This window comes from Vibrio sp. HA2012, assembly GCF_002812955.1.
Lineage (GTDB): Bacteria > Pseudomonadota > Gammaproteobacteria > Enterobacterales > Vibrionaceae > Vibrio.
In genome coordinates this window covers 69,769-94,230 of sequence record NZ_PFXK01000008.1, presented here as the reverse complement: position 1 = coordinate 94,230, position 24,462 = coordinate 69,769, and the positions used below count along the sequence as shown (strand labels likewise).

Here is a 24,462-nt window from a genome sequence, read left to right as displayed (position 1 = left end):
TATTAATCTGTGTCTGAAGATATTTTTGAACTGAATTATTCAGGGCTGGGTTGTTTTTTATCAAAGCGAATAATGACTTTTTACTGTGCCACTTAAAAATTCACAATGAATAATAAAAAGACTGGGTTTATCCTAATTTCATTAGAAAATATGAATAAAACCAATCTTAATTAAAAATAAGTAATGACGAATAATAAATAAATATTCTGTTCGTCATTATTTAATATTTATCGGACTTCTGGTGGAGTACCTTCACCGTTAGAAAGAATAGCGTCGATCTGTACTAATGCCCCCATTGGGATTTCCGTAACACCGATCACGGTTCTTGCTGGCATATCACCTTTAAAGAAAGTCGGATAGATTTCGTTTACTGCATCAAGGTCTGTAATATCTTTAAGTTGTATGTTGATCTTAACGATATCATCCATTTCGTGACCGATACTCTCAACGATAGCCTGAATGTTATTCAGACATTGTGCAGCCTGCACTTTGGCACCACCAGCGACAACGGTCCCTGTTGCTGCATCAATAGGAAGCTGAGCTGAAACGTTGTTGTAGTGAGAGAATGCAACTGTCTGGGTAGATAACGGGCTCTTAGGTGCAGCATCTGTGTTGTTTGCTTTAATCACGAGACCGTGTCTGTCTTCAACCGCTTGTGGTGGCGTACCGTCACCATGAGAAACGGTAGCATCGATTTGTACCCGTGCGTTCATTGGCAGACCGGAAGCCGCAACCACTGAACGTGCGGGCATGTAACCTACGGTTCTTGCGATAGAAGAGTCCGGAAAGAATGTCGTGTACGCTTCGTTTACTGCTTCTATGTCATCAAGGCTTTGAACATGGATATTGATTTTAACAATATCATCGAAAGGAACATCCACGCCTTCCATGATCGTTTTAATGTTCTTTAGACACTGAATGGTCTGCTCTTTTGCTCCGCCAACGACGATGTTACCAGTTTTAGGATCAACAGGAAGCTGAGCTGAAATGTGGTTGTAGTGAGAGAAAGCCACCGAATGTGCCGATACGGAGCTTACCGGTGCCCCCTCAGTATTGCGAACTAATTTCACTAAATCGCAAGGTGTCTGAGTACCAGAGCCTTCACCGTTAGTGATCACGGCATCTATCTGTACCAGAGCACCTTCCATAGGAAGTGCTGCCACGGCAAGAGCTGTACGGGTGGGGAAATAACCAGGGAAGAACGAAGAATAGACTTCATCGATAGAATCGATATCCATGATGTTTTTCATGTATACATTGATACGTACCACGTCAGTCATAGTGTGATTAATGCTTTCGATAATTGCTTTAATGTTTTCTAAGCATTGAGCGGTCTGCTTTTTAACACCACCTTTAACGATAGCACCGGTTTTAGGGTCGACAGGAAGCTGTGCAGAAATGTTGTTGTAGTGAGAAAATGCCACTGTTTGTGTCGATACAGAGCTTTCAGGAGCATAGCCTGTATTTCTTGAGTTTTTAATAATACCATTCATGTTTCATGATCCTTTTTTATACTATTAAAAATACACATTTATATTTAATAAATGGTATTTAAAATAAATAATTCATTATGATTAAAGTGGCGCAATGGTAAGTTAATTTATAGGTCTTAAATGTGATGAATATTCAAGTCTAATTTTACTGGAAGGGGATAAAAGATAGAATAAATAGTCATTTTACGATTAATTATCCATAAATATATCAAGAATAAGTGATAAATAACTTCTTTTATTTAAAATAATTCACCGACAGTGGATATAATTTCATAGTATAGATTGTCAGATCGGCTGAGTTTAGTTCAGATTTGATAGTTGGATCACAATAAACTGGCCAAACTAGATAAAAGTAGGCCAGAGTCTTGCTAAATCTATCGATATTGATGCATAAATTTGCCGGAAAGATCATCAATCCAAACGAACTCAGAATGCCAGTTGTTATCCCAGATCTACATCTTTTGGCCAGAGCTGGAACTCTTCTACGGAGCCTATCTCACTGCCTACCCGCAGAGGTTCATCATCCCGGTGGGCGTTGCCTTTAGAGTGCAGGATCAGGCGGTCTGCGGTTCTGGGTTTCAGGATGCTGACCACAAAGCGGATCATATCGGCTCTGGAAAGAGTTTTTAGTTCCTGAAGCACCTCTTCCCGTTGGCTGAAGGAATAATCCTTGTTACCGATAGAAACCCATAAACGTTGTGCACGGCTGCGCAGATTGGTGTCCGGGGCTGAGAGCTGGTGCCACAGGCCGCGTTTACTGCTGTGCCACTGGTACTCGTTAAGTTCAAGCAGCACCATATAAAAGGCATTCAGGAACTCATCAATGGCTGTCAGCAGATCCGCCGGACCGGCTTTAGGTGATTGCACATAAAGTACCAGTCCCGGATGGCGGTTCAGCGGCATATTGCCAGTACCAACCATATATCCCAACTGTTGCTTGGTACGGATTTCATGGAAGAAGGTTGCCGACATCAGATGGTTTGCCAGTGTATATAGTGCGGTACTGCGGGGTGAAATATTGGGTGACTGATAATAGAGAACAATCGCTGAATCGTCCTGATTGCAGAACACTTCATGCTGGAACGTTGTCGCATTTTCGCCCAGCATGATCAGCGGACGCAGTGACTCCTCGTACTGCTGATCCTGAACCCGCAACGCATCTTTCAGTGTGTTTCCAACCAGAACGGCCTGCTGCCGAGTCCAGTCACCGTATACGAACATCTCTACATGCAGTTCTGCTAGTAGCGATTCCACAAAGATGGACAGTTCATCCATCTCTATAGTTTCCAGTGCTTCAATCAGGGTCGGATAGGGCGGGTTATTTGGCTGTAATATCCCGGTCATAGTGTTAAACAGCTGAGATATCGGACGGTCTTTAGCGGAATTGCGCCAGTTTCTCAGCATCTGCTGTTTGATGATATCAAACCGCTGCTCACCGAATTCACGTGCAGCAAAGCGTTGCAGAATCATTTTCAGCAGCTCTGGCTGCTTCTGGCTGAAGCCGGAAATACTTAGCGTTATCCCTCCCTGATGGGCATAGATATTATAACCCATACCGGCAATTTCCGCCGGGTAGGTACGCTTGGTCAGTGAGTCTAAAAACATCTCTACACAGAGACGCATTTTGACGATATTTCTGGGTGTTGAGACTGCATGGGGGCTGTCGATAGCAACATAAACCACGCCTTTCGGAATATGAAATTCTTTTTCCTGCAGGTGCCAGAGGCGGAACCCCGGCAGATCTTCAATCAGCTCGGGTTTCTCTGCTTCCCCTTCCAGAGGCTGAGGGTCCAGATCATAGCAGATAAACGGGTTTTCTCCCGGCAGAGCCAGTTCCGGTTCCGGGTCAAGATCCCGCCACAACAGTAATTGCTGTGGGGTAAACGGCGTTACGGAGTAGGGGGTTTCGTACCATTTTGCTTTTCGGTTATAGCATAACCCTTTGGCGATCAGAGTGACGCGGCTGTTTTCCGGGGTAAAATGGCCGATAATAGAACGCAGCAAATCCTCATCATAGCCGGCCATTTTATAGTCACCGTAAATAATATCTTCCTGAGCATAATGCTGCAGGTTGATAACCAGATGACTGACCAGATCCAGTGCCCGGCCTTTTTCCTGAAAGCGGAAAGCCGATTCCAGTACCGCTTTTTTCTCTTTATAGCGCCACTCGTTCATGCCCTGATGACGGATAAGGTCAATGTACTGGAAAATCGTGCGGATTATCTTGTCGGTAACAGTCAGTCCGTCATTGGTTAAGTTGACACTAACGGTAAATTCCCGGAAGTTACTGCCGTTAACTCCGCCACCAGCGGCCAGTGAGGTAATCCAGCCGCGCTGTTTCAGATACAGCATCAGGCTGCCTTCCCCTTCATATCCCAGCAGGTGGGCGAAGTAGGACAAGGGCTTGATGCTGTAGTATTCATCCATGTTTGGCAGATCAAAGGAAACAGTCAGCTTACGGGTGTCTTTTTCCGGGCGAATCTGTACCAGCAAGCCGGATTCTTTTTCTGAACTAAAAGGAACGGACAGCGATTTTCCTGCTAGCTCCTGATTGGCGATCGTGCCGAATTTGTCGTTGACCAACGTTTCCAGTGTATCCAGATCCTGCGGGTCGATAATGGCCAGAGTCATTAGATCGGCAGAATAGTTCTGTCGGTAGAATTCCAGTACTTCTTCCCGAATGGATTGACCGTTCCTGTCTTCCAGCGTATCCCGGTTACCGACCGAGAATTTAGCAAAGGGGTGTGCCTGATTGATGACCTCTTTGTGTACCTGATAAATTCGGCGCATATCGTCTTTAAGTTTCAGGCGGTATTCTGAATCAACGGCCTGACGTTCTTTGTCCAGAGCTTCTTCATTGAACAGGGGGGCAATAAAGAACTGGCTGAAGTGATCCAGCGCTTCTTTAAAGTTGCTTGGCGAGATATCGAAGAAGAAACAAGTGTGCTCAGTTCCTGTCCAGGCGTTGTTATGTCCGCCATGTTGACTCACGAAACTTTGAAATTCACCAATTTTGGGGTATTTTTCCGTGCCGAGAAAAAGCATATGCTCAAGATAGTGTGCCAGACCCTCCCGGTTTTCCGGATCGTCAAAATGTCCGACATTGACAGCCAGTGCGGCAGCGGATTTTTGTGCAGATGGATCCTGAACAAGGAGTGCACGTAACCCATTGTTTAATTTGACATAGCGGTAATTGTTCGTGTCATTCGGGCTCAGGTGCACGGGGATTCTCCAGATCAGAGGGTATAAAAATTATGATGCTGCTAACATCAATTGATGTAAATCTTGCGTAAAACAGGTTCTGGCGTTTTGCGTATCCGGGGTGATCTCTGGATACGGAATGGCCTTTAGAATCAGGCAGATTGCTTTTGACCGCAAGGGTTATCATAACAAAAAGAGCTAATTTATCTATTTAATTCTATTAGGATTAAATAGAGTTAACCTGTTTTATATACCTAAGTATAGTAGTGTTTGCTTACTTGAGAGTTTTCAGGTTATACAACTCGGGTTATACAACAAAGACAGAAGTAACGAAGGATTCAGGAATGAAAATATTCATCATGCGCCACGGTGAAGCGGGACATATCGCTTCCAGTGATGCTGAACGGGAACTGACGAAACGGGGAAGTTCAGAATCAATTGCGGTGGCCAGAGCTTGTGCTGAGCAGGGGTTCAGTCAGTTTGATGCCGTACTGGTCAGCCCTTATATCCGGGCACAGCAGACATGGGAAGCGATAACAGAAGTTTTCAGCGTGAAGGACAATGGCCTGGAAATCTGTGACGATATTACTCCGTACGGCAACGCAGAACATGTATTTGAGTATGTGACGGCTCTCGCACAAGCCCGTTCTCTGGAATCGGTTTTGCTGGTATCTCATCTTCCGCTGGTGGGGTATCTGACCTCTCAGTTCGTTACTGAGTTGATGCCACCAATGTTCCCAACGTCCGGACTGGTGTGTGTGGAGTTCGATCCGCAAAGCCGCAAAGGGGAGATGCTCTGGCATATTCATCCATAGCTGCCTTTCTGAACGCTATTTCTCCGGTATTGACATCAGTACCAGAACAGCTCCGTTGCCACCGAATTCCAGCGGAGCCTGATGATAGGCCATCACATCCGGGTGCTGTGCCAGCCAGAGTGGTACTTTCTTTTTCAGAATATGTTTGCCGATGCCATGCATCACACAGGCGCAGTGAATATTTTCTCTGACACAATAAGCGATCATGGCTCCCAGTTCAGCTTTGGCTTCCTGCTGGGTCATACCGTGCATATCGAGAAAAACGTCCGGGACATACACACCACGTCGCAGACGTTTGACCTCAAATTTGGATACATCACTTCTGGCATAGCGTGCCGGACCGTCTTCATTCAGATGAGGAACAAACTCATCAGAGAAGAAAAATTCATTATCTTTGGCTTCCCGGAAGGAGCGTCTGACATCTTTTTGCTTAGTATCTCTGTTTGGTTTCTGGATTATGGTATCCTGACGCAACTTTTTTACGCCCTTTACCTCATTCTGAAACAGTGAAAAATCGTCATGAAGGCTATTGTCTTTGTCGTTCATTGGTATTAATAAAGTATGGATTCGGTTAATCGGCGTATTGTAGCGCTTTTTGGAGGCAAATTTGGATAAGATTTTTATAGATGAAGTGGTTGCGGAGCTCAGAACCCTTCAGGATATGATTCGCTGGGCGGTGAGCCGCTTTAATGCAGCGGGTTTGTTCTATGGTCATGGTACAGACAACGCATGGGATGAAGCGGTTCAGTTAATCCTTCCCACTCTCCATCTGCCGATTGATGTTCCTCCCCATATTCTGAACTCACGGTTGATCAGTACTGAGCGGCAGCGTATTGCTGAACGGGTTGTGAGACGGATTAATGAGCGCATTCCAACGGCGTACCTGACCAATAAGGCCTGGTTCTGCGGACTGGAATTTTTTGTTGATGAGCGGGTGTTGGTGCCGCGTTCTCCGATCGGTGAGCTGATTGAAGCCCGGTTCCAGCCATGGCTGGTTCAGGAGCCACAGCGTATTATGGATCTCTGTACCGGCAGTGGTTGTATTGCGATTGCCTGTGCACATGCTTTCCCGGAAGCAGAGGTAGATGCTGTGGATATTTCTGAAGGTGCATTGGCTGTGGCAGAGCAGAATATTCAGGATCACGGCATGGAACAGCAGGTATTTCCGATTCGTTCTAACCTGTTTATGGATTTGCCTAAAGACCAGTATGACCTGATTGTCACCAATCCGCCTTATGTGGATGAGGAAGATATGAACAGTCTGCCGGATGAATTCACGCATGAACCGGAACTGGGTCTGGCTGCGGGTACAGATGGACTGAAGCTGGTACGACGTATTCTGGCTAATGCTCCGGATTATCTGGCGGATAAAGGAATTCTGATCTGCGAAGTGGGTAATTCAATGGTGCATATGATGGATCAGTATCCGCAGATCCCGTTTACCTGGATTGAGTTTGAGAATGGCGGTCATGGGGTGTTTATGCTGACAAAAGAGCAGCTTTTGGAACACGCCGGTGAATTTATTCTGTACAGGGACTGAGCCGGGGAAATTACCGGGATTAGGGGTTTACAAGCGTTCGTTATAAAGCGACTATGAACGGACGAAAAATTACAGAAATATGACTTTTAGATGAGAGTCGCACTGAGGACAACATGGCAGGAAATAGTATAGGTCAACACTTTCGGGTAACAACATTCGGAGAGAGCCACGGTATTGCACTGGGCTGCATCGTCGACGGTTGTCCTCCGGGCCTTGACATTACTGACACTGATTTGCAAAAGGATTTGGATCGCCGTCGTCCGGGAACTTCGCGTTATACTACGGCTCGTCAGGAGCCGGATAAGGTGAAGATCCTCTCCGGCGTATTTGACGGTAAAACCACGGGGACATCCATCGGGCTGATGATTGAAAATACCGATCAACGCTCTAAAGATTATTCTGAAATTAAAGATAAATTCCGTCCCGGGCATGCGGACTACACCTACCACCAGAAGTACGGGAACCGTGATTATCGCGGTGGTGGTCGTTCGTCCGCACGGGAAACGGCGATGCGTGTTGCGGCGGGAGGTATTGCCAAAAAGTACCTGAAACAGGAGTTTGGTATTGAAATCCGTGCTTACCTGTCACAAATGGGTGATATCGCCATCGATAAAGTGGACTGGGCGCAGATCGAAAAGAATGATTTCTTCTGTCCGGATGCGGATAAGGTTGCGGCGTTTGACCAGCTTATCCGTGACCTGAAAAAAGAAGGGGATTCCGTTGGCGCTAAATTGCAGGTGGTTGCAACCAATGTACCTGTAGGGCTTGGCGAACCAGTCTTTGACCGGCTGGATGCGGATATTGCGCATGCACTAATGGGGATCAATGCGGTAAAAGGTGTTGAGATTGGTGATGGTTTTGCGGTTGTTAATCAAAAAGGCAGCCAGCATCGTGATCCGCTGACGCCTCAGGGGTTCACCAGTAACCATGCTGGTGGCATTCTGGGCGGTATTTCCTCTGGTCAGGATATTGTGGCAAGCATGGCGCTTAAGCCGACGTCCAGTATTACCATACCGGGAGAAACGATTACTAAAACCGGTGAACCAACCCAACTGATCACAAAAGGTCGGCATGATCCGTGTGTGGGCATTCGTGCGGTGCCGATTGCAGAAGCGATGTTGGCGATTGTGCTGATGGATCATCTGCTGCGTCATCGGGGACAGAATCAGGGTGTACAGACTGAAACCCCACGGATCTGAATGTTCCTGAATCCAATGATGCCGCCACTGGGTGGTTATCACTAAGCAGAGAGAGTTATGATTACTGAATTTGAAGAGCAGCTTCTGGAACAGATCGACAATGCGGTAGAAACCGCTTCTGATGATGAGTTATTCGCCGGTGGTTATTTACGAGGTCATATCTCCCTGTCGGCTGCTGCGTGTGAAGCGGCTGGAGAGGATGATATTCAGGAACTGAAAGCGCGCATTGAGCTGAGTCTGGAAGCAGCTAAAGGTGAGCTTTCTCCGGCAGACAGAGCCGTGGTTTCTGCGCTGTGGAATACACTGCAGCAAGATCTTTAGTGCTGGTAAATAATACATAAAGCATAGCCGGCAGGGATCACCTGCCGGCTATGTTTGTTTTTGGTCATACTCTGACTGATAAAAAATATCAATCCTGTGTGTTTGTCTGAGTGCCGGTTTCTTCTTTTACCGTTTCTTTATCGGCAAAAATATCCGCCACTTTTTCTCTTTCCAGTGACCCTTTCAGGTTGCCCTCTTCATCCACCACCGGCAAAGAGTAGTCAGAAGCAATGCTTTCTGTCAGCACTTCTTCGATGGCGGAATCTGGTGAAATGGTTGGCACATCTTCGTACAATTCTTCACTGATTTCTTGTGAATCGTCACCGTTGACGGCTTCTTCCAGACTGTTCTGGGTGATCAACCCCTGATAACCGTCTTCTGTGATGTGGTAGCCGTAGTCGTGTTTGGATTTTTTCATCTGAGCCAGTGCTTCATCGATAGTTTCTGCCGTGATACGCATTGCCGGAGGCTGCATAACTGTTTCAACATTCAGGGCTCTGGCCCGGTTTACATCCTTAACAAAGGCTTCTACATAAGCATCTGCCGGATGCAGAAGAATGTCATCCGGAGTGCCCTGCTGAACCAAAACACCGTCTTTCAGAATGGCTATCTGGTCACCCAGGCGTAGGGCTTCATCAAGATCGTGGGTGATAAAAATAATCGTTTTATGCAGCTTTTCCTGCAATTCGGTCAGTTGATCCTGCATTTCGCTCCTGATGAGTGGGTCAAGGGCAGAGAAGGCTTCATCCATCAGCAGGATTTCGGCATTGGTACACAGTGCCCGGGCCAGACCAACACGCTGCTGCTGTCCGCCGGATAGCTGAGAAGGGTACTGATCTTCATAGCCTTTCAGACCGACGGTCTCCAGCCATTCGGTTGCGGCTTGCAGGCGTTTGTCTTTGTCAACTTTCTGCACTTCAAGCCCGTAAGCGACATTGTCGATAACCTTACGGTGCGGCAGTAGCCCGAATCGCTGAAACACCATCGACATTTTATGGCGGCGGAACTCCTGCAATTCCTGAGGAGTAAGCTGCATCACATCGGTTCCTTCAACAAAAATATTGCCTTCTGTCGGGTCGATAAGGCGGTTGAAGTGCCGGATCAGAGTGGATTTACCCGAACCGGACAGCCCCATAATGACAAAAATTTCGCCTCTGTTTATCTTCAGGTTGATGTCTTTCAGACCCACGGTATGCCCGGTCTGATTCAGAATTTCATCTTTGCTCAGGCCTTGTTTCACCAGTGGCATCACTTTTTCAGGATGGGTGCCGAATACTTTATACAGCCCTGATACTTCGATAAGTGGCTTAGTCATGTTTCTGGTCTCCCAAGTGTGCCTGAGTGCGTTTTCCGTAGGCTTGTGACGCGCGGTCAATCAGAATGGCAAGGGCAACAATGGCCAGACCATTCAGTAGCCCCAGGGTAAAGTACTGGTTGCTGATGGCTTTCAGAACCGGTTGGCCGAGCCCTTTTACGCCAATCATTGATGCAATAACGACCATAGAGAGTGCCATCATAATGGTCTGATTAATACCGGCCATTATGGTTGGCATTGCCAGGGGCAACTGCACACCGACAAGGCGCTGCCATTTGCTGGCACCGTATGCCGTTGCGGCTTCCATTACTTCGGCATCAACCAGACGGATCCCCAGATTAGTCAGCCGGATAACCGGTGGGATAGCATAGATGACTACAGCAATCAGTCCGGGAACTTTACCTATGCCCAGTAGCATAACGACAGGGATAAGGTATACGAAAGCCGGCATGGTCTGCATAATATCCAGAATAGGAGTGACGATAGTCTGCGTCCGGTTTGAGCGGGCCATTGCGATACCGATGGGTATACCGACGACAATGGCCACAATGGTACAGACAGTAATGATACTCAGAGTGCGCATGGTATCTTCCCACATGCCGAAGTAACCGATTAATAGTAATGAAACGACACAGGCAGCGGCCATTTTAGCCGAGCGACTGGCAAGATAAACCAGACCGGTAAGAACGATCAAAACCAGCCACCAGGGTGTTTCCAGCAACAGCTTTTCGAACCAGATCAGAAATGAAAGCAGAGGGTCGAAGAACGATTCAATGGCATCGCCGTATTCGCGGGAGAAGCTTTTGTATGCTCCGTCCAGTGTTTTTCGGATCAGCCTTAAACCGGACCGATCCATTTCGGGAAAGTGGCTTAACCAACTACTATCAGCCATATTTTATTCCTTAGTTAAAGAAAAGAGTAACTCGTAAGCTACTCTTTTATATAGATATGTTGAGTGAAAGAGTAGGAGGGCTTAAAGTTCGTCAGCTACTTTTTCAGCAATAGATTCCGGCAGCCATGCTTTCCAGACCTGCGGGTAGTTTTCAAGGAAATAGAACATGGCGTCTTCGGCATTGGCCTGCTCGTCTTCCATCCACGCCAGCAACTGGTTCATATCCGCGTTGGTGAATCCACGCTTATTTAGATAATCCTGCATTGCAGGGTCTTTTGCGGCAAAATCTGTGGTGACTATGGTATAGACTGGTGATGGCGGATACATGGTAACTTTCGGATCCAGACAGCCATCAACACTGGTACAGCGAAGGTATTCGTCTTTATCGACGCCACTGCCAAAATCGACTTTTACCATATCGTACTTACCAAGAACGGCGGTAGGAGCCCAGTAGTAGCCAAACCAGCCTTCTTTGCGCTCATAGGCTTTAGCCAGTGAACCGGAAAGACCAGCGGCAGAGCCAGAGTCGATCAGTTTAAAACCGGCTTTATCCAGTTCCAGGGCTTTGAACAGGTTGGCTGCTGAAATCTGACATCCCCAGCCTGCCGGGCAGTTATAGAAGCCGCCAGCATCCGGATTTTCCGGGTGTTCAAACAGTTCCGGATGTTTTTTTACGCCGGCAATGGTTTTCAGTTCTGGGTACTGCTCAACCAGATAGGCGGGCACCCAGAAGCCTTCCTCGCCGCCTTCGACCAGAGAGTGGCCGACGTATTTGATACGCCCTTCCTGTACGCCGTTTTCAATGGCTTCCTGGACGGCGTTGGTCCAGAGTTCCGGTGCAATATCTGGCTGGCCTTTTTCGACCATGGAAGTGGCTGTTGCCATTGTGTCTCCCGGTATCAGTTCGGCTTCACAGCCAAATCCGGTTTCCAGAATAAAACGGTCAATATTGGCGATAAGGCTGGCTGAGTTCCAGTTCATATCGGCGATAGTGACAGTTCCGCATTCACCGGCCTGAGCACCAAAGCTTGCCGCCATTAATAGTGAAGCTAATTTGAATTTCATAAAGGTCCTTCCTTTAACTATCTTCCTGTGTAAAGACCTTTATAGGTTACCTAATTATTTTTTTGAGCACAAATAATTAGAGGTGTTAGTAATTGCAAGGATGAACTTGCTGATGTTATGGGTTTGTTGTTTTATCTAATGAGGTGGCGTGAGGATTAGAGAGTGAACCTATTTATCTTATTGGTATTTATGAATATTTATTTTTTGCAAATATTGCGCTGGGTTTTTGGTGTTTAGCATATATTTAACATTTGAATTCGAAAAAATGCAGAAGGCGAAAGTATATTGATTTATGCTCTAATTTTGTTGGGGTGAGTTTTATCGATGGTAAGTTGTATTGGGGGCAAGTTGCAGTGAAGGATAAATCGCATTAAGGGGGAACCCCCTGTCTTTGCAGGGAGATATAAAAGAAGTGACCGGACGAAGAAGCCGTGGGGCGTTATTTTTGGGTTTCACTCGGGTCTGTAATATTACCCAGTTCCAGCACCGGAGCGGCGTCATAGGATTCGGCATTCATCATGCTGGCAATTCTCTGTACTGAGGAAAGAAGCAGGCTCTGTTCCCATTCATCCAGATTCTGAAACTTATTGATAAAACTTTCCTGCAGCGGCATCGGTGCTGATTGAAGAAGTGTGGCACCCTGTTCGGTTAAATGGGCGTGCACCTTACGTTTATCTGCTCGGCTGCGGATTCTTTCCACATGACCATTTCTTTCCAGCCGGTCAAGTATCGTCGTTGCCGTGGCCGGACTCATATTGGTGTGTTTTGAAAGTTCTTTAATCGTGACTTCTCCCAGCTCTTTGATTGAACGCATCAGGATCAATTGAGGGCCGGTTAAGCCAGACTCTTTACTCAGTTTTTTAGAATGCAGGTCAATCGCCCTTATGATTTGTCTGAGTGACACTAAGACTTCTTCATGCTTTTCCAATGCAAGACTCCAATTTATTAATACCGGGATGGCTGAGCATAATTTGTGGGTGACGTTAACTGACTTTGTCCCGTTTTTAAAGAGGGCAACCGGCAAAATACAAATAAATTGCCTGAGATAGTGGTTTGAACCGGCATGGAGCGAGAAATCAGGCAAATATTTCGTGGTGAAATGATTAGACAACAAATATCACAGATAGGGATTTGATAGATTGTATTGGTCGTTAAGTGTTCGTTCGTGGCGCTATGTACTGTATTATTGGTTAATATTTAAGCTTTAGCTTGAGGTTTTACGTTCTGATGGTATATATTTTTTCGGAGTCTTTATAAAAATACCGAGAGTACAAATTAATGTTAAACGGAATATTCATTTGTGCCTGCGGTTATAACCATGAGAGGAAAAATGACTAAAGGTGTCGATAAATACAGTATAGACAGTACGGACTATACGGTCGGACAAGATAACGTCCAGAAATGGGGCTTTGATGTTCATAACCCGGTGTTCGGGATCAGTGCTGGTTTAATTCTGCTGTTTCTGATTGCTACACTGGTGAGTGATGCAGAATCAGCTAAAACGGTTCTGGATGGCATTAAATGGCAGATCATCGGAGCATTTGACTGGCTATTTATCTGGTCGGGAAATATTTTTGTTATCTTCTGTCTTGGCCTGATTGTCTCCCCGTTCGGTAAGATCCGCCTCGGCGGTGAAGAAGCTGTGGCGGATCACTCTTATGTCTCCTGGCTGGCGATGTTGTTTGCTGCTGGTATGGGGATTGGACTTATGTTCTGGAGTGTGGCGGAGCCTGTGGCATATTATACCGGTTGGTATGAAACGCCTCTGGGGGTAGAGGCGAATACACCGGAAGCGGCAAAGCTAGCGTTGGGAGCAACTATGTTCCACTGGGGACTCCATCCCTGGGCTATTTACGGTGTTGTTGCTTTGTCACTGGCGTTCTTTGCCTATAACAAAGGTCTGCCGCTTTCAATTCGTTCGATTTTCTATCCGTTACTGGGTGATCGCGCCTGGGGCTGGGCCGGCCATGTAGTGGATATTCTGGCAGTCGTTGCGACTCTGTTCGGTCTGGCAACATCGCTTGGTTTGGGGGCACAACAGGCAGCCAGTGGGATTCACCATGTATTTGGCATCGATGCCGGAATTGGACTGCAAATTATCGTTATTATCGGAGTTACTCTGCTGGCGACTATTTCTGTGGTTCGCGGTATTGAAGGTGGCGTAAAAGTATTGAGTAACCTGAATATGATCGTTGCTTTTCTGCTGCTGATACTGGTGGCGATGATCTGCTATGCGGTTGCTTTGGGTTCGATACCGACCACATTGATGGCTTATATAGAGAATATCATTCCGCTGAGTAATCCGCATGGTCGTACCGATGAAGCCTGGTTCCAGGGCTGGACAGTATTCTACTGGGCATGGTGGATTTCCTGGTCGCCATTTGTCGGTATGTTTATTGCTCGTGTATCTAAAGGACGGACGGTACGAGAGTTTATTACGGCTGTGCTTTTGGTTCCGACGTTGGTGACCGTTATTTGGATGTCGGTGTTTGGTGGTATTGCACTCGATCAGGTGATTCATGGTGTCGGTGAGCTGGGAGCCAATGGTCTGACAGACGTTCCTCTGGCAATGTTCCAGGCATTTGATGTACTGCCGTTTGGTACGCTTTTGTCTGTGGTTGCTGTTATTCTGGTACTGGTGTTCTTTATTACTTCTTCAGATTCCGGTTCGCTGGTGATCGACAGTATCACTGCCGGCGGTAAAGTGGATGCTCCGGTTCCGCAGCGTATTTTCTGGGCGGTCATGGAAGGTGCCATTGCTGCAGCACTGTTATGGATTGGCGGAACGCAGGCAATTCAGGCTTTGCAGGCTGGTGCCATATCGACAGCCTTACCGTTTACGGTTATTCTGCTGCTGATGTGTGTCAGCCTCCTGATGGGGATGCGTACAGAACGCTTTAACCGCTAAGGTATTCGTAAGCTTCTGCATTGCTTATAAGCTGTAAATAATAAAAACCCACTTTTTTGAGTGGGTTTTTTGCTGTCTGGTATGATTTTGTTGTCTGATATAAAGAGGTAGCCGGAGCTGTCTTTATTTATCGTCGTCCGGTAGCCTAACATTCAGTTCCAGTACGGACAGATCATCATCATCCTGTTCCAGAGCTACGTGCACCATGGAAGGATCAACCTGCACATATTTGGCCAGTACCTGAAGAATATCTTCTTTTAACTGAGGAAGATACGTTGGAGACCCCGATGCCTGACTTCTTCTTTCCGCAACGATAATCTGCAGGCGCTCTTTTGCCAGCGAGGCGGATGCTTTTTTTTGTGGACGGAAAAATTCAAGTAGCGACACGTTAGCCTCCGAATAGTCGTTTGAACAGGCTTTTCTTTTCTTCGGTCAGAAAACGGAAATCCGCTTCCTCACCAAGCAGGCGTTCTACGGTATCATCGTAGGCTTGCCCTGCATCAGACTGCTCATCAAAGATAACCGGAACCCCCTTGTTGGACGCGTTCAGTACCGCCTGACTCTCTGGGATAACCCCCAGTAATTTGATATGCAGGATTTCTTCAACATCACTGACACTGAGCATTTCACCAAGATTAACCCGAGACGGGTTATAGCGGGTAAGCAGCAGATGTTGCCTGATAGGTTCCAGTCCTTGTTCAGCCCGGCGGGATTTTGAATCCAGAATACCCAGAATACGGTCTGAATCCCGAACCGATGAGACTTCAGGGTTGGTGGTTACGATGGCTTCGTCAGCAAAGTACAATGCCATCAGCGCACCCTGTTCAATACCAGCGGGAGAGTCACAGATAATAAACTCAAAACCCATTTCATCCAGTTCGTCAAAGACTCGCTGTACACCATCTCGGGTCAGGGCATCTTTATCCCGGGTCTGAGAAGCCGGCAGTATAAACAGGTTATCAGCACGTTTATCTTTAATCAGTGCCTGATTCAATGTTGCTTCACCGTTGATTACGTTAACGAAGTCGTAAACCACACGGCGTTCACAGCCCATGATCAAATCCAGATTACGTAGACCGATATCGAAATCGATCACCGCGGTTTTTTTGCCCTTCAGAGCCAGCCCGGAAGCGATTGCGGCGCTTGATGTAGTTTTACCTACGCCGCCTTTTCCTGAGGTGACCACAATAATGCGTGCCATCTTTTAATCCTTTTTATATATCCAGAGTCCGGAAGGAAAGAAAATCGTTCTGCTCTGCATCAGACTGCAGGGAGAGCATGACTTTTTTCTGCCAGAACTCATCAGTAATTTGATCGCTCAGCCAGTAATTTCCGGCAATGGAAACCAGCTCAGCCTGTAAATCTTGGCAAATAATTTTTGCTTCTTTTTGTCCGCTTGCTCCTGCGATTGCTCTGCCTCGCAGGGTGCCGTGAATATGGATACTGCCATCAGCAATCACTTCTGCTCCGGCACTGATATGGTTCAGGATCACAAGATCGCTATCTTTGGCGTAAATCTGTTGTCCGGAACGTACCGGCGTTTGTATTACCTTAACCGGAGCCATTTCTGCCGGAGCCTGAGAAGGTGTTTTGGCGGCTGACATTACCGCAAGCCCGGCTTCTTTCGCCAGGTTTTGGGTTCTTTTGTCTTTGCATCCAGTGACCCCGACCGGGATCAGTCCAATATTAAGGATGCCCTGTTTCAGGCCGGTGAAATCAATGTCGTCTTCAACTTTGGTGATGTTCAGAACCACGGGCGCTGATGCAAAAAAAGAAGGGGCTTTAGCGACCTTTTCATCGAGATAAGCTAACGTTTCTGATACGTTATTATTGAACAGATGCAGAACCGACAGAGTAAAACTGCTACCTTTCAGGTCTGGTGTTTGAGTCATTGTTGCCGATACCCCGATAGTAGAAGTTAAAAATAGTGAAAAAACAGGCAGACATTTTATGCGCCTGCCAAAAATCCGGGGATTATGTTATCTCTCAGGATCTGAGTCAGCAAGTCATGTTATTGCAAAAAATAACGTTTTAGGTATAAATGTCACTAAAGTGTTTAAAACTTACACTTTGTCGTTTAAATAATAACCATAGGCTATGAATGGTAAGGCTTGATATGTTGTGTTCTATTTATAAAAGTACCAATAAAGAGGGGACTTACCTCTATATTCCAACCAAGGATAACTTCTCCGAAGTACCGAATGAGCTGATGACAATGTTCGGGAAGCCGGTTTTTGTCATGGTAATTAAACTTGAAGGGCGTAAATTAGCTCAGGTCGATATTAATAAAGTGCGGGAATCGATACAGGAACAGGGGTTCTTCCTGCAATTGCCACCACCACCGGAAAATGTACTGAAGCAGTTTAAGGATCTGATGGCGGGGCAGAGCGATTAAGTCAGTGCTGATCCAAAAATATAATAACAAATGGATAAGGATCAAAGGAGAAAGGATTGAAAAAAGTAATTACGCTACTGCTAGGATTTGGGATCTCTGTTGGTGTCGCTGAGGCAAAACCGGAATTTTCTGACTATATCACGACGCTTAAACAGGAAGCGCGCACGTTAGGTATCTCAGAGCAGACCCTGAATAAAGCTTTTGCCAACGTGAGTTATAAACCAAGGGCGGTGAAAGCCGATCAGAATCAACCGGAGAAGAGACAAACCCTGGATGAGTATCTGGTGAGTACTTTACCGGACTGGCGAGTGAAACAGGCTAAGGCCTTGTATAACAAACACTACAATGAGTTGTATCGGATTGGTAAACACTACGGAGTTCAGCCCCGGTTTATCGTGGCTCTGTGGGGAATCGAGAGTAGTTTCGGTAAGTTGATGGGGAACTACAATATTATCGATGCACTATCGACTCTGGCTTATGACGGCAGGCGTGAGTCATTTTTCCGTCAGGAAACCATGGCCGCGCTGACGATTTTGGATCAGGGGCATATTGAGGTTCAAAATATGAAGAGTTCCTGGGCTGGTGCCATGGGACAATGTCAGTTTATGCCCAGCTCGTTTCTGGCTTTTGCACAGGATGGAAATGGTGACGGTCGTAAAGATATCTGGAACACCCGAACCGATGTTTTTGCTTCTGCCGCGAATTATCTGAAGCAATCCGGATGGGATGATAATTATACCTGGGGAAGGGAAGTTCTGGTTCCGGATTCTCTTTCTTCTGATCTGGCCGGGCGTCAGACTGAAAAAGCCAGAACGCTGCGGGAATGGAACCGGCTTGGGATCCGTAAAGCCAATGGAAGTCCGTTACCGGCACTGAAGCATGATATTGATGCCTGGCTGATCATGCCGGATGACAGAAACGGCAGATCTTATCTTATTTACAATAACTATCAGGTGCTTATGAAGTGGAACCGGTCTTATTACTTCGGCCTGGCAGTGAGTCATCTGGCGGATCGGATTAAAGCAGATTAAGGGCTGAATTCTGGTCGGGTACAACAAAGAGCCACCGGCAAATGAATATGCCGGTGGCGGTACATCAGCTCATTTTGTCGTATTGTTCGCAGGCAATCATGGTATTTTCGATCAGAGTGGCCACTGTCATCGGGCCAACGCCACCGGGAACCGGAGTAATAAAGCTGGCTTTGGTTTTGGCAATGTCATATTCCACATCACCGGACAGTTTCCCTGATTCCAGACGGTTGATACCGACATCGACAACGACCGCTCCTTCTTTCACCCATTCTCCCGGAATAAAATTAGGTTTACCCACGGCAACGACCAGCAGATCGGCCTGACGGACAAATGATTCCAGATCATGAGTAAAACGGTGGCAAGTGGTGGTGGTGCATCCTGCCAGCAGCAGTTCCATGGTCATCGGACGGCCAACAATATTGGACGCTCCTACAACAACGGCGTGTTTTCCGCGCAGTTCAATATTATACCGCTCAAGCAGAGTCATGATGCCTTTCGGGGTGCAGGAGCGCAGTTTCGGCATCCGCTGGCACAGGCGGCCAACATTATAAGGGTGGAAACCATCGACATCTTTTTCCGGATGAATGCTCTCGAGTACTTTAGTACTATCGATACCGGCTGGCAGGGGAAGCTGAACCAGAATGCCATCGATCTCCGCATCATTGTTCAACTGTTCAACAAGCGTAAGCAGATCCTGTTCTGTTGCCGTTGCAGGGAGATCATAAGATTTCGAGATAAAGCCGACTTCGTCGCAAGCTTTACGCTTACTGCCGACATACACTTGAGAAGCCGGGTCTTCACCAACCAGAATTACCGCCAGTCCCGGAGCGCGTAGCCCTGCTTCTGTGCGGGATTTTACCCGGGCAGCGACTTCTGAACGAACGGTCTGTGAGATGAGTTTTCCATCAATATTTTGTGCAGTCATAATATCCCTGAATGCCTGTGTCACGGAGAGTGCGGGCATTGTCGCAAAAATCGGACGGAATATCTATTGGCAAACGTTTGCTTCTCAGCCCGGAAGATAATTTATTTCATCGCTGGTCTTTTTTTGCCCATTCAAATCACGATGTTGGAGAAAGGCGTTGACCTAAGTGCCTTAACTCGTATAATTCAACCCCACAGCGCGCCCTTAGCTCAGCTGGATAGAGCACCTGCCTTCTAAGCAGGTGGTCACAGGTTCGAATCCTGTAGGGCGTGCCATTATTTCGATAAGGCCTTGACAATACTAAGTATTGTCGAGGCTTTTTTGTTATTGGTGACTTACCCTGCTGGGTAGCTCGCTCGCAAAGTCTTTATTCACTTCTTCAAATGGTGTGAGATCAATGGCTTCGATTTCACAAACAGCCTTCACAGTTGGGTTTTCAGATAATCGTTTCAGATAATTTGCCAGATACTTAAATGTTAATGGCGACTGTTTGACTGGTAATGACCACTCGGCCAGCATGAATAGAAAGTAATCACAAGCTGACAGATCGTTTCCGAGCAGGTATCTGTGGTGTTCTAACTGATCGTTTATGATAGATAGTGCATCTGCAATACGCTCATCCTGAGCTGCTATAACGTTTGGTATTGTGGATTCATCATTTGTATGACGGTGTGGATAGTAACGAACCATTAATTCAGCTTGAAGTGTATTATTTAAAAAGGCCAGCCACTGAAAAAACAGAGGACGTAACGGATCTCCAACGGGGGGAATCAGTCCATATTCAGGATGTGATTCACAGAGATGTATGCATATAGCCGGACTTTCAAAAATGGGTTGATTATTGGCGATCAGAGTCGGGATTCGTCCGGCAGGATTGAGCTTTAAATAATCCGGTGATTTCTGATAATTTGATTGTCTATCAACCAACAGCAATTTGTAGTTTAACTTCATATGATGGAGTAGGAAGTGGGGAGCGAGGCTAGCATTGTTCGGATAGTAATATAGCTGATACATAGGGTTATACTCAGTGTTCAAATCCATAATATTTTTCCGTAAGGCTATGCGACTAATGAACTGTACTCCTGATTGGTAGGGACGGCAACTGGGAAAGGGATTTGCTGAGAGAGCGCTTTCTGGCGCTATAGTCTATTGAAGTTATTGTTACTTATCGGCTTTCTACTGGCTAAAAATGCTTTCTTCAACTTGTTACTACTGACAATTCTATGACTTGAATTACATATACATTTTGAAACAAAAGAGTAGAATGCGTCGAATAACTATTCAGATATATAAATAACAAAACTATGCTTGATGTGCTGGCGAATAAAACTCTAAAAGATATGGCTGATATGAGCCAGATACGTCAGAGGAGACTTTGCTATGCGGCAAGTGCTATCCCAGGGGCGTTATTGACGATTTACAGTGTTATCAACCTGGTGTTACAGGTTCGGTATCCATTTGTTGTGCTTAATTCTATTAGTGCGTTACTTTGTTTTATCACCTTATGGCGGCTTAAACGTTCCCCCCGGTTTTGTTCAACTACGCTGGTTAATATTGCTTTGATCATTACGGCAGTCGCGCATGTCGTACTTCCGGAGAGACATCTGTTCTGGGTGTTTCCTGTTATAGCAACGGTTATTATTATTAACCGCTTTAAGAGTGCATTACATTACGCCATCTTTTTTAGTCTTTTTCTGGCAGGAATGCTGTTGGCAGAGTGGCTTAATATACTACCGTATACATTTACGATTGATACATTAAGTGCCCCTTTATATACCAGCTATTTAGCCATGTGTATCAGTTGTCTGACTTCCAACTATTATTATCGTAAAACCAATCAGTACCTGAAAGACCTTTATTCAGCCGGTATTGAAGAACTGGCGTATACCGATCCGCTTACCGGGCTGTCGAATCGCTGGAGTTTTGAAGAGTGGGCGACGCGTAAGCTGAGACAGCAGAGAAACAGCGCCGCACTGACGGCTCTTGTTTTTCTTGATGTAGATAATTTCAAATATATTAACGATTCACTCGGTCACGATGCCGGAGATGAAGTTTTACAACTTTTTGCTAAAAGGCTGGATAACTGTGTGCGCCATACTGACAGGAGCACCCAAAAGCATGAATATTCTGTCTGTCGGTATGCCGGGGATGAATTTCTTCTTCTTCTGAGTGATGTTCCTGATTTGGACACACTAAAAAGTATCCTTAACAGAATATCGGAAAGCTGCTCAGATAAGGTCGAGATCGGGGCTTACCTGCAATCAGTGACATTCAGTATTGGAGTTTCCTTATTCGGAAAAGACGGAGACACGCTGGAAAAACTAATCCGCTGTGCGGATCAGGCCATGTATGTTTCGAAGCATAACGGGAAAAATCAATACAGTTTTTATTAGTTATGTCTATGGATTTGCGATCACAGATATGTTGCAAAAATAAGTAAAGATATAAAAAGTCATAAAAAATTCTTTTTTTTACTGGATTCAAAAGTGTGACACAGTTAAAATCCTGCTGAAAAATAATACAACGTCAGATGAGTCTTATTATGATAATGCTAAGCAAGGCTGATATGCTTGGTAAAGGAACAACACGAACCTGCTATCAGCATCCGGATAACGCTGATCTGTGCATTAAAGTCATGCATAGCCACAGTCCGCTGAAAATTAATAAACTTGAGTATCGCTTTTACAACAAGCTGTATAAGAAAGACGTTCCGCTGGAACATCTGCCTAAGTGCTTCGGGTTTGTTGAAACCAATCTGGGAACCGGGCTGGTTTATGAGCATATTAATTCCGAGTGTGGCGGAAATCTGTACGATATCATCCGTGATAATCAATTGCCTAAAGAAAAGGTCACCGGGTTACTTAAAGAGCTGGAACATTACTGCCTGAGTAACTTTATCTGCATGTGTGATGAAGGGCTGAGAAACATTATTTTCAGTAAAAATCGTCTGTATTATATTGATGGTGTTATTACCAATAAGAAAAGAAAATCGTTTTTGTATACCGGTCTGGGATTTTTTGGCCGCCGTAAAACACGCAAAACCGTTCGTAATATGCTGAGTGAAGTGGAAGCAGCTTACGCATAAACTTCATTACCTGTTTAGAATTGAAAAAGCCCGCGATGACTGTCGCGGGCTTTTTATATGGTTTAATCGGGAATTACAGTTTGAAGTAATTCACCAATTTATCCAGTTCTGATGACAGATGCTTCAGGCTGGCACTGGACTGGTTAAGCTGACCGGCGATATCGGTTGTTTCCATGGTCAGCTGGTTGATTTCTTCTACATTACGGTTGATGTCTTCGACCACGCTGGATTGCTCTTCTGTGGCAGTGGCAACCTGAATATTCTGATCACTTATCTGGTCGATATGATCGTTAATCTGTTCCAGTGCATGGTTGGCATTGTCGGCATATTCCACCACCAGATTGCTCTGTGTACGGCCTTTTTCCATAGCACTGACTGCACGTTTTGATTCTGTCTGCAGTTTATCAATGATCTGCTGGATCTCTTCCGTTGAATCGGCAGAGCGACTGGCCAGAGTCCGTACCTCGTCTGCAACGACAGCAAAGCCGCGACCCTGTTCACCTGCTCGGGCTGCTTCAATGGCCGCATTCAATGCCAGAAGGTTGGTCTGGTCGGAGATATTACGAATGGTATCCAATGTTGAGCTGATATCATTAACCTGTTCTGCCAGTGATGCAATAACCGTCGTTGCCTGATCCAGCTCGATAGACAGCTCGCCGATTTGTTCCCGTGCTTGTACAACTACCTTTTTACCATCGCCGGAACGATGTGTTGCTTCATTGGCTACCTCTGCTGCCTGAGCAGCATTGGCTGCAATCTCACTCACTGTTGCCCCCAGTTCATGAATTGCTGTAGCAACCTGAACGGTACGGTCGCGTTGTGAGGTACAGTTATTCTGAGTATGGTGTGCGCGCTCCGAAACATCCTGAGCCATGACTGCCAGCTCCCGGGCATTCTGGGCAACCTGATCAATAGAATTGTGCACTTTCTCCATAAATTGATTAAAACTGTCGCCGATATCAGTCAGTTCATCGTGTCCTTCTAGATTGATGCGGGTTGAAAGAGACATCTCCCGTGCAGCATCAGTAATGGTTTCCCGCAGAACGGTTACCCGGCTGCGCAGATTGATCACGATCAGTGACGAGATCACAAAGGAAATAATCAGGCCGACACTGATTATCAAAATCTGAGTGTTGCGCCCGTTGGTATAGCTGTCGATACTGATTTTGTTTTGTGTTTCTGCTTGTTCTAAGAGTTTTCCAAGCAGAGCATCGGCTTCTTTGCGTATTACACCGTAGCTTTTGGCATATTTATCACGGTAAATGGTCTGTGCTGTTGCCATATCGCCACTATCCAGAGCTTCCAGCATAGGATTCAGCTCATTGGTTACCACAGTCTCAAAGAGGTCAGATAACTTCTGTACCCGTTTTTTTAGTTCAGGATTAACCTGAGCATCCACCGCAATAGCCATAGCGGCACGCAATTCCGGAATATCTTCGGTTCGGGCATCTTTTACCCGGCTTTTGACGCCTCTTTCATCACGAAGAGGTGTTTCCTGAAGCAGCATTACATCAATGCCTACCCGCATGCGAATGTTACGTGTAGCAGCATCTGCCATCGCCCGCATCGGTGCGGCGGTGTTCAGATACAGTTGTTCTGTTTGGGTGGCGATATGTGACATGGTTTTCAGGCTGGCAAGCCCTACGGTGACCAAGGCAATACATGGTATGGCAACGGTGATAATCAGCCGGTTTTTTAGCGTCAGGTTATTGATGAACATGTGGGTTCCTTCGTTATTGGCAACGTCTTAATACATAATAGCGGCAGAAAAATGCATTTCATTAGATAAAGTTACAACTGCTATCATGTTGTAAACATAAAAAGTATTCTCACATAAATTACATATTAGATAAAACGCATATTAGAGTTTTATATTGTTTTGGGCTGGATGTTTTGTTTTGAATGTTTTTTATGGTTTTAATTCACCTGAATCAAGATGATTCCACTGTTCTGATAGGGGGACAAGCATTTCCGGATTTCGCTGATAGGGCATGGAGGCAGGAAGCCGGTGAGATTTCCTGCCTTCTTATACTCAGTCACCTCAAGCGTATAGTGTCAGGACCATTTGTCACTGACCCAGCCGCCAGCATGGTGATCATAGTGATGGCCTGCGAAGCGGTGTTTCTGATTTGTTTCTTCGACTTTTGTCGGTTTTTTTTCCAGCAAATACTGAATAAATCGCACCATAGGGTCACTACATGAAAGGCGTTCGTGTTTTTCTACGGTTTCCTTAATTAACTGCAAACGGTATGTTTTACTGTTTCTTTTCATGTGGCA

Annotated in this window: 23 protein-coding genes and 1 tRNA gene; 10 read left to right on the top strand and 14 right to left on the bottom strand. The window is 46.0% G+C overall.

What is annotated here, in order from left to right; all coding sequences use genetic code 11:
• Positions 1-227: 227 nt before the first annotated feature.
• The gene (locus CSW98_RS14600) at positions 228-1,493 is read right to left on the bottom strand and encodes a RidA family protein (RefSeq protein ID WP_100801213.1); all 1,266 of its coding nucleotides are present in this window, start codon (positions 1,491-1,493) and stop codon (positions 228-230) included.
• A 441-nt stretch (positions 1,494-1,934) separates the two neighbouring features.
• Positions 1,935-4,715 (bottom strand): insulinase family protein, encoded by a 2,781-nt coding sequence (locus CSW98_RS14595; RefSeq protein WP_100801212.1) that lies wholly within the window; start codon positions 4,713-4,715, stop codon positions 1,935-1,937.
• Between the two features lie 323 nt (positions 4,716-5,038).
• On the opposite strand from CSW98_RS14595, the gene sixA reads away from it, so the two are divergent.
• Positions 5,039-5,509 carry a phosphohistidine phosphatase SixA gene (sixA, locus tag CSW98_RS14590; protein WP_100801211.1) on the top strand — a complete coding sequence of 157 codons (471 nt, stop codon included), beginning with the start codon at positions 5,039-5,041 and terminating at the stop codon, positions 5,507-5,509.
• Positions 5,510-5,524: 15 nt separating this feature from the next.
• Here sixA and smrB read toward each other — a convergent pair whose 3' ends face one another.
• The gene (smrB, locus tag CSW98_RS14585) at positions 5,525-6,055 is read right to left on the bottom strand and encodes an endonuclease SmrB (protein WP_100801210.1); all 531 of its coding nucleotides are present in this window, start codon (positions 6,053-6,055) and stop codon (positions 5,525-5,527) included.
• A gap of 61 nt (positions 6,056-6,116) precedes the next feature.
• Between smrB and prmB the strand changes: the two genes are divergently transcribed.
• The 3 genes from prmB to CSW98_RS14570 all read left to right on the top strand — a co-directional run bounded on the left by prmB (position 6,117) and on the right by CSW98_RS14570 (position 8,569).
• Positions 6,117-7,049, top strand: a complete 933-nt coding sequence (prmB, locus tag CSW98_RS14580) for a 50S ribosomal protein L3 N(5)-glutamine methyltransferase (protein ID WP_100801209.1) — start codon at positions 6,117-6,119, stop codon at positions 7,047-7,049.
• Between the two features lie 113 nt (positions 7,050-7,162).
• Positions 7,163-8,248, top strand: a complete 1,086-nt coding sequence (gene aroC, locus CSW98_RS14575; protein ID WP_100801208.1) for a chorismate synthase — start codon at positions 7,163-7,165, stop codon at positions 8,246-8,248.
• Between the two features lie 57 nt (positions 8,249-8,305).
• Entirely contained in the window at positions 8,306-8,569 is a 264-nt protein-coding gene (locus tag CSW98_RS14570; protein WP_100801207.1) for a YfcL family protein, read from the top strand.
• 88 nt (positions 8,570-8,657) lie between these two features.
• Here CSW98_RS14570 and CSW98_RS14565 read toward each other — a convergent pair whose 3' ends face one another.
• The 4 genes from CSW98_RS14565 to CSW98_RS14550 form a co-directional block, all read right to left on the bottom strand.
• Positions 8,658-9,884, bottom strand: coding sequence for a quaternary amine ABC transporter ATP-binding protein (locus CSW98_RS14565; RefSeq protein WP_100801206.1), 1,227 nt, complete (start codon positions 9,882-9,884; stop codon positions 8,658-8,660).
• Complete coding sequence (locus CSW98_RS14560; protein WP_100801205.1) at positions 9,877-10,776, bottom strand: ABC transporter permease; 900 nt, start codon at positions 10,774-10,776, stop codon at positions 9,877-9,879. The genes CSW98_RS14565 and CSW98_RS14560 overlap by 8 nt, the downstream gene beginning before the upstream one ends.
• 81 nt (positions 10,777-10,857) lie before the next feature.
• Positions 10,858-11,841: an ABC transporter substrate-binding protein gene (locus CSW98_RS14555; RefSeq protein ID WP_100801204.1), complete on the bottom strand. Its 984-nt coding sequence runs from the start codon at positions 11,839-11,841 to the stop codon at positions 10,858-10,860.
• 439 nt (positions 11,842-12,280) lie between these two features.
• A complete protein-coding gene (locus CSW98_RS14550; protein ID WP_100801203.1) occupies positions 12,281-12,769 on the bottom strand; it encodes a MarR family winged helix-turn-helix transcriptional regulator in 489 nt (162 codons plus the stop codon).
• Between the two features lie 402 nt (positions 12,770-13,171).
• Here CSW98_RS14550 and CSW98_RS14545 point away from each other — a divergent pair, with 402 nt between their 5' ends.
• Complete coding sequence (locus CSW98_RS14545) at positions 13,172-14,749, top strand: BCCT family transporter (RefSeq protein ID WP_100801202.1); 1,578 nt, start codon at positions 13,172-13,174, stop codon at positions 14,747-14,749.
• Positions 14,750-14,872: 123 nt separating this feature from the next.
• On the opposite strand, the gene minE is transcribed toward CSW98_RS14545, so the two are convergent.
• The 3 genes from minE to minC are packed head-to-tail and all read right to left on the bottom strand — an operon-like array spanning position 14,873 to position 16,641.
• On the bottom strand, positions 14,873-15,136 hold the full coding sequence (gene minE, locus CSW98_RS14540; protein ID WP_100801201.1) for a cell division topological specificity factor MinE: 264 nt from the start codon (positions 15,134-15,136) through the stop codon (positions 14,873-14,875).
• A 1-nt stretch (position 15,137) separates the two neighbouring features.
• Entirely contained in the window at positions 15,138-15,950 is an 813-nt protein-coding gene (minD, locus tag CSW98_RS14535) for a septum site-determining protein MinD (protein WP_100801200.1), read from the bottom strand.
• 13 nt (positions 15,951-15,963) lie between these two features.
• Positions 15,964-16,641, bottom strand: a complete 678-nt coding sequence (minC, locus tag CSW98_RS14530; protein ID WP_100801199.1) for a septum site-determining protein MinC — start codon at positions 16,639-16,641, stop codon at positions 15,964-15,966.
• 224 nt (positions 16,642-16,865) lie between these two features.
• On the opposite strand from minC, the gene CSW98_RS14525 reads away from it, so the two are divergent.
• A complete protein-coding gene (locus tag CSW98_RS14525) occupies positions 16,866-17,144 on the top strand; it encodes a YcgL domain-containing protein (protein ID WP_100801198.1) in 279 nt (92 codons plus the stop codon).
• Between the two features lie 92 nt (positions 17,145-17,236).
• Positions 17,237-18,175: a lytic murein transglycosylase gene (locus CSW98_RS14520; RefSeq protein WP_443083668.1), complete on the top strand. Its 939-nt coding sequence runs from the start codon at positions 17,237-17,239 to the stop codon at positions 18,173-18,175.
• A 64-nt stretch (positions 18,176-18,239) separates the two neighbouring features.
• On the opposite strand, the gene folD is transcribed toward CSW98_RS14520, so the two are convergent.
• Positions 18,240-19,100: a bifunctional methylenetetrahydrofolate dehydrogenase/methenyltetrahydrofolate cyclohydrolase FolD gene (gene folD / locus CSW98_RS14515; RefSeq protein WP_100801196.1), complete on the bottom strand. Its 861-nt coding sequence runs from the start codon at positions 19,098-19,100 to the stop codon at positions 18,240-18,242.
• Positions 19,101-19,298: 198 nt separating this feature from the next.
• On the opposite strand from folD, the gene CSW98_RS14510 reads away from it, so the two are divergent.
• Positions 19,299-19,375, top strand: a tRNA-Arg gene (locus CSW98_RS14510).
• Between the two features lie 49 nt (positions 19,376-19,424).
• Here the strand turns inward: CSW98_RS14510 and CSW98_RS14505 are convergent.
• Complete coding sequence (locus CSW98_RS14505) at positions 19,425-20,114, bottom strand: glutathione S-transferase family protein (protein ID WP_100801308.1); 690 nt, start codon at positions 20,112-20,114, stop codon at positions 19,425-19,427.
• A 335-nt stretch (positions 20,115-20,449) separates the two neighbouring features.
• Between CSW98_RS14505 and CSW98_RS14500 the strand changes: the two genes are divergently transcribed.
• Positions 20,450-21,493, top strand: coding sequence for a GGDEF domain-containing protein (locus tag CSW98_RS14500; RefSeq protein WP_157810396.1), 1,044 nt, complete (start codon positions 20,450-20,452; stop codon positions 21,491-21,493).
• 149 nt (positions 21,494-21,642) lie between these two features.
• Positions 21,643-22,185 (top strand): YrbL family protein, encoded by a 543-nt coding sequence (locus tag CSW98_RS14495; RefSeq protein ID WP_157810395.1) that lies wholly within the window; start codon positions 21,643-21,645, stop codon positions 22,183-22,185.
• 73 nt (positions 22,186-22,258) lie between these two features.
• Here CSW98_RS14495 and CSW98_RS14490 read toward each other — a convergent pair whose 3' ends face one another.
• Both CSW98_RS14490 and CSW98_RS14485 read right to left on the bottom strand, forming a co-directional pair.
• Positions 22,259-23,905 carry a methyl-accepting chemotaxis protein gene (locus CSW98_RS14490; protein ID WP_100801193.1) on the bottom strand — a complete coding sequence of 549 codons (1,647 nt, stop codon included), beginning with the start codon at positions 23,903-23,905 and terminating at the stop codon, positions 22,259-22,261.
• 335 nt (positions 23,906-24,240) lie between these two features.
• Complete coding sequence (locus CSW98_RS14485) at positions 24,241-24,456, bottom strand: hypothetical protein (protein WP_100801192.1); 216 nt, start codon at positions 24,454-24,456, stop codon at positions 24,241-24,243.
• Positions 24,457-24,462: the final 6 nt, after the last annotated feature.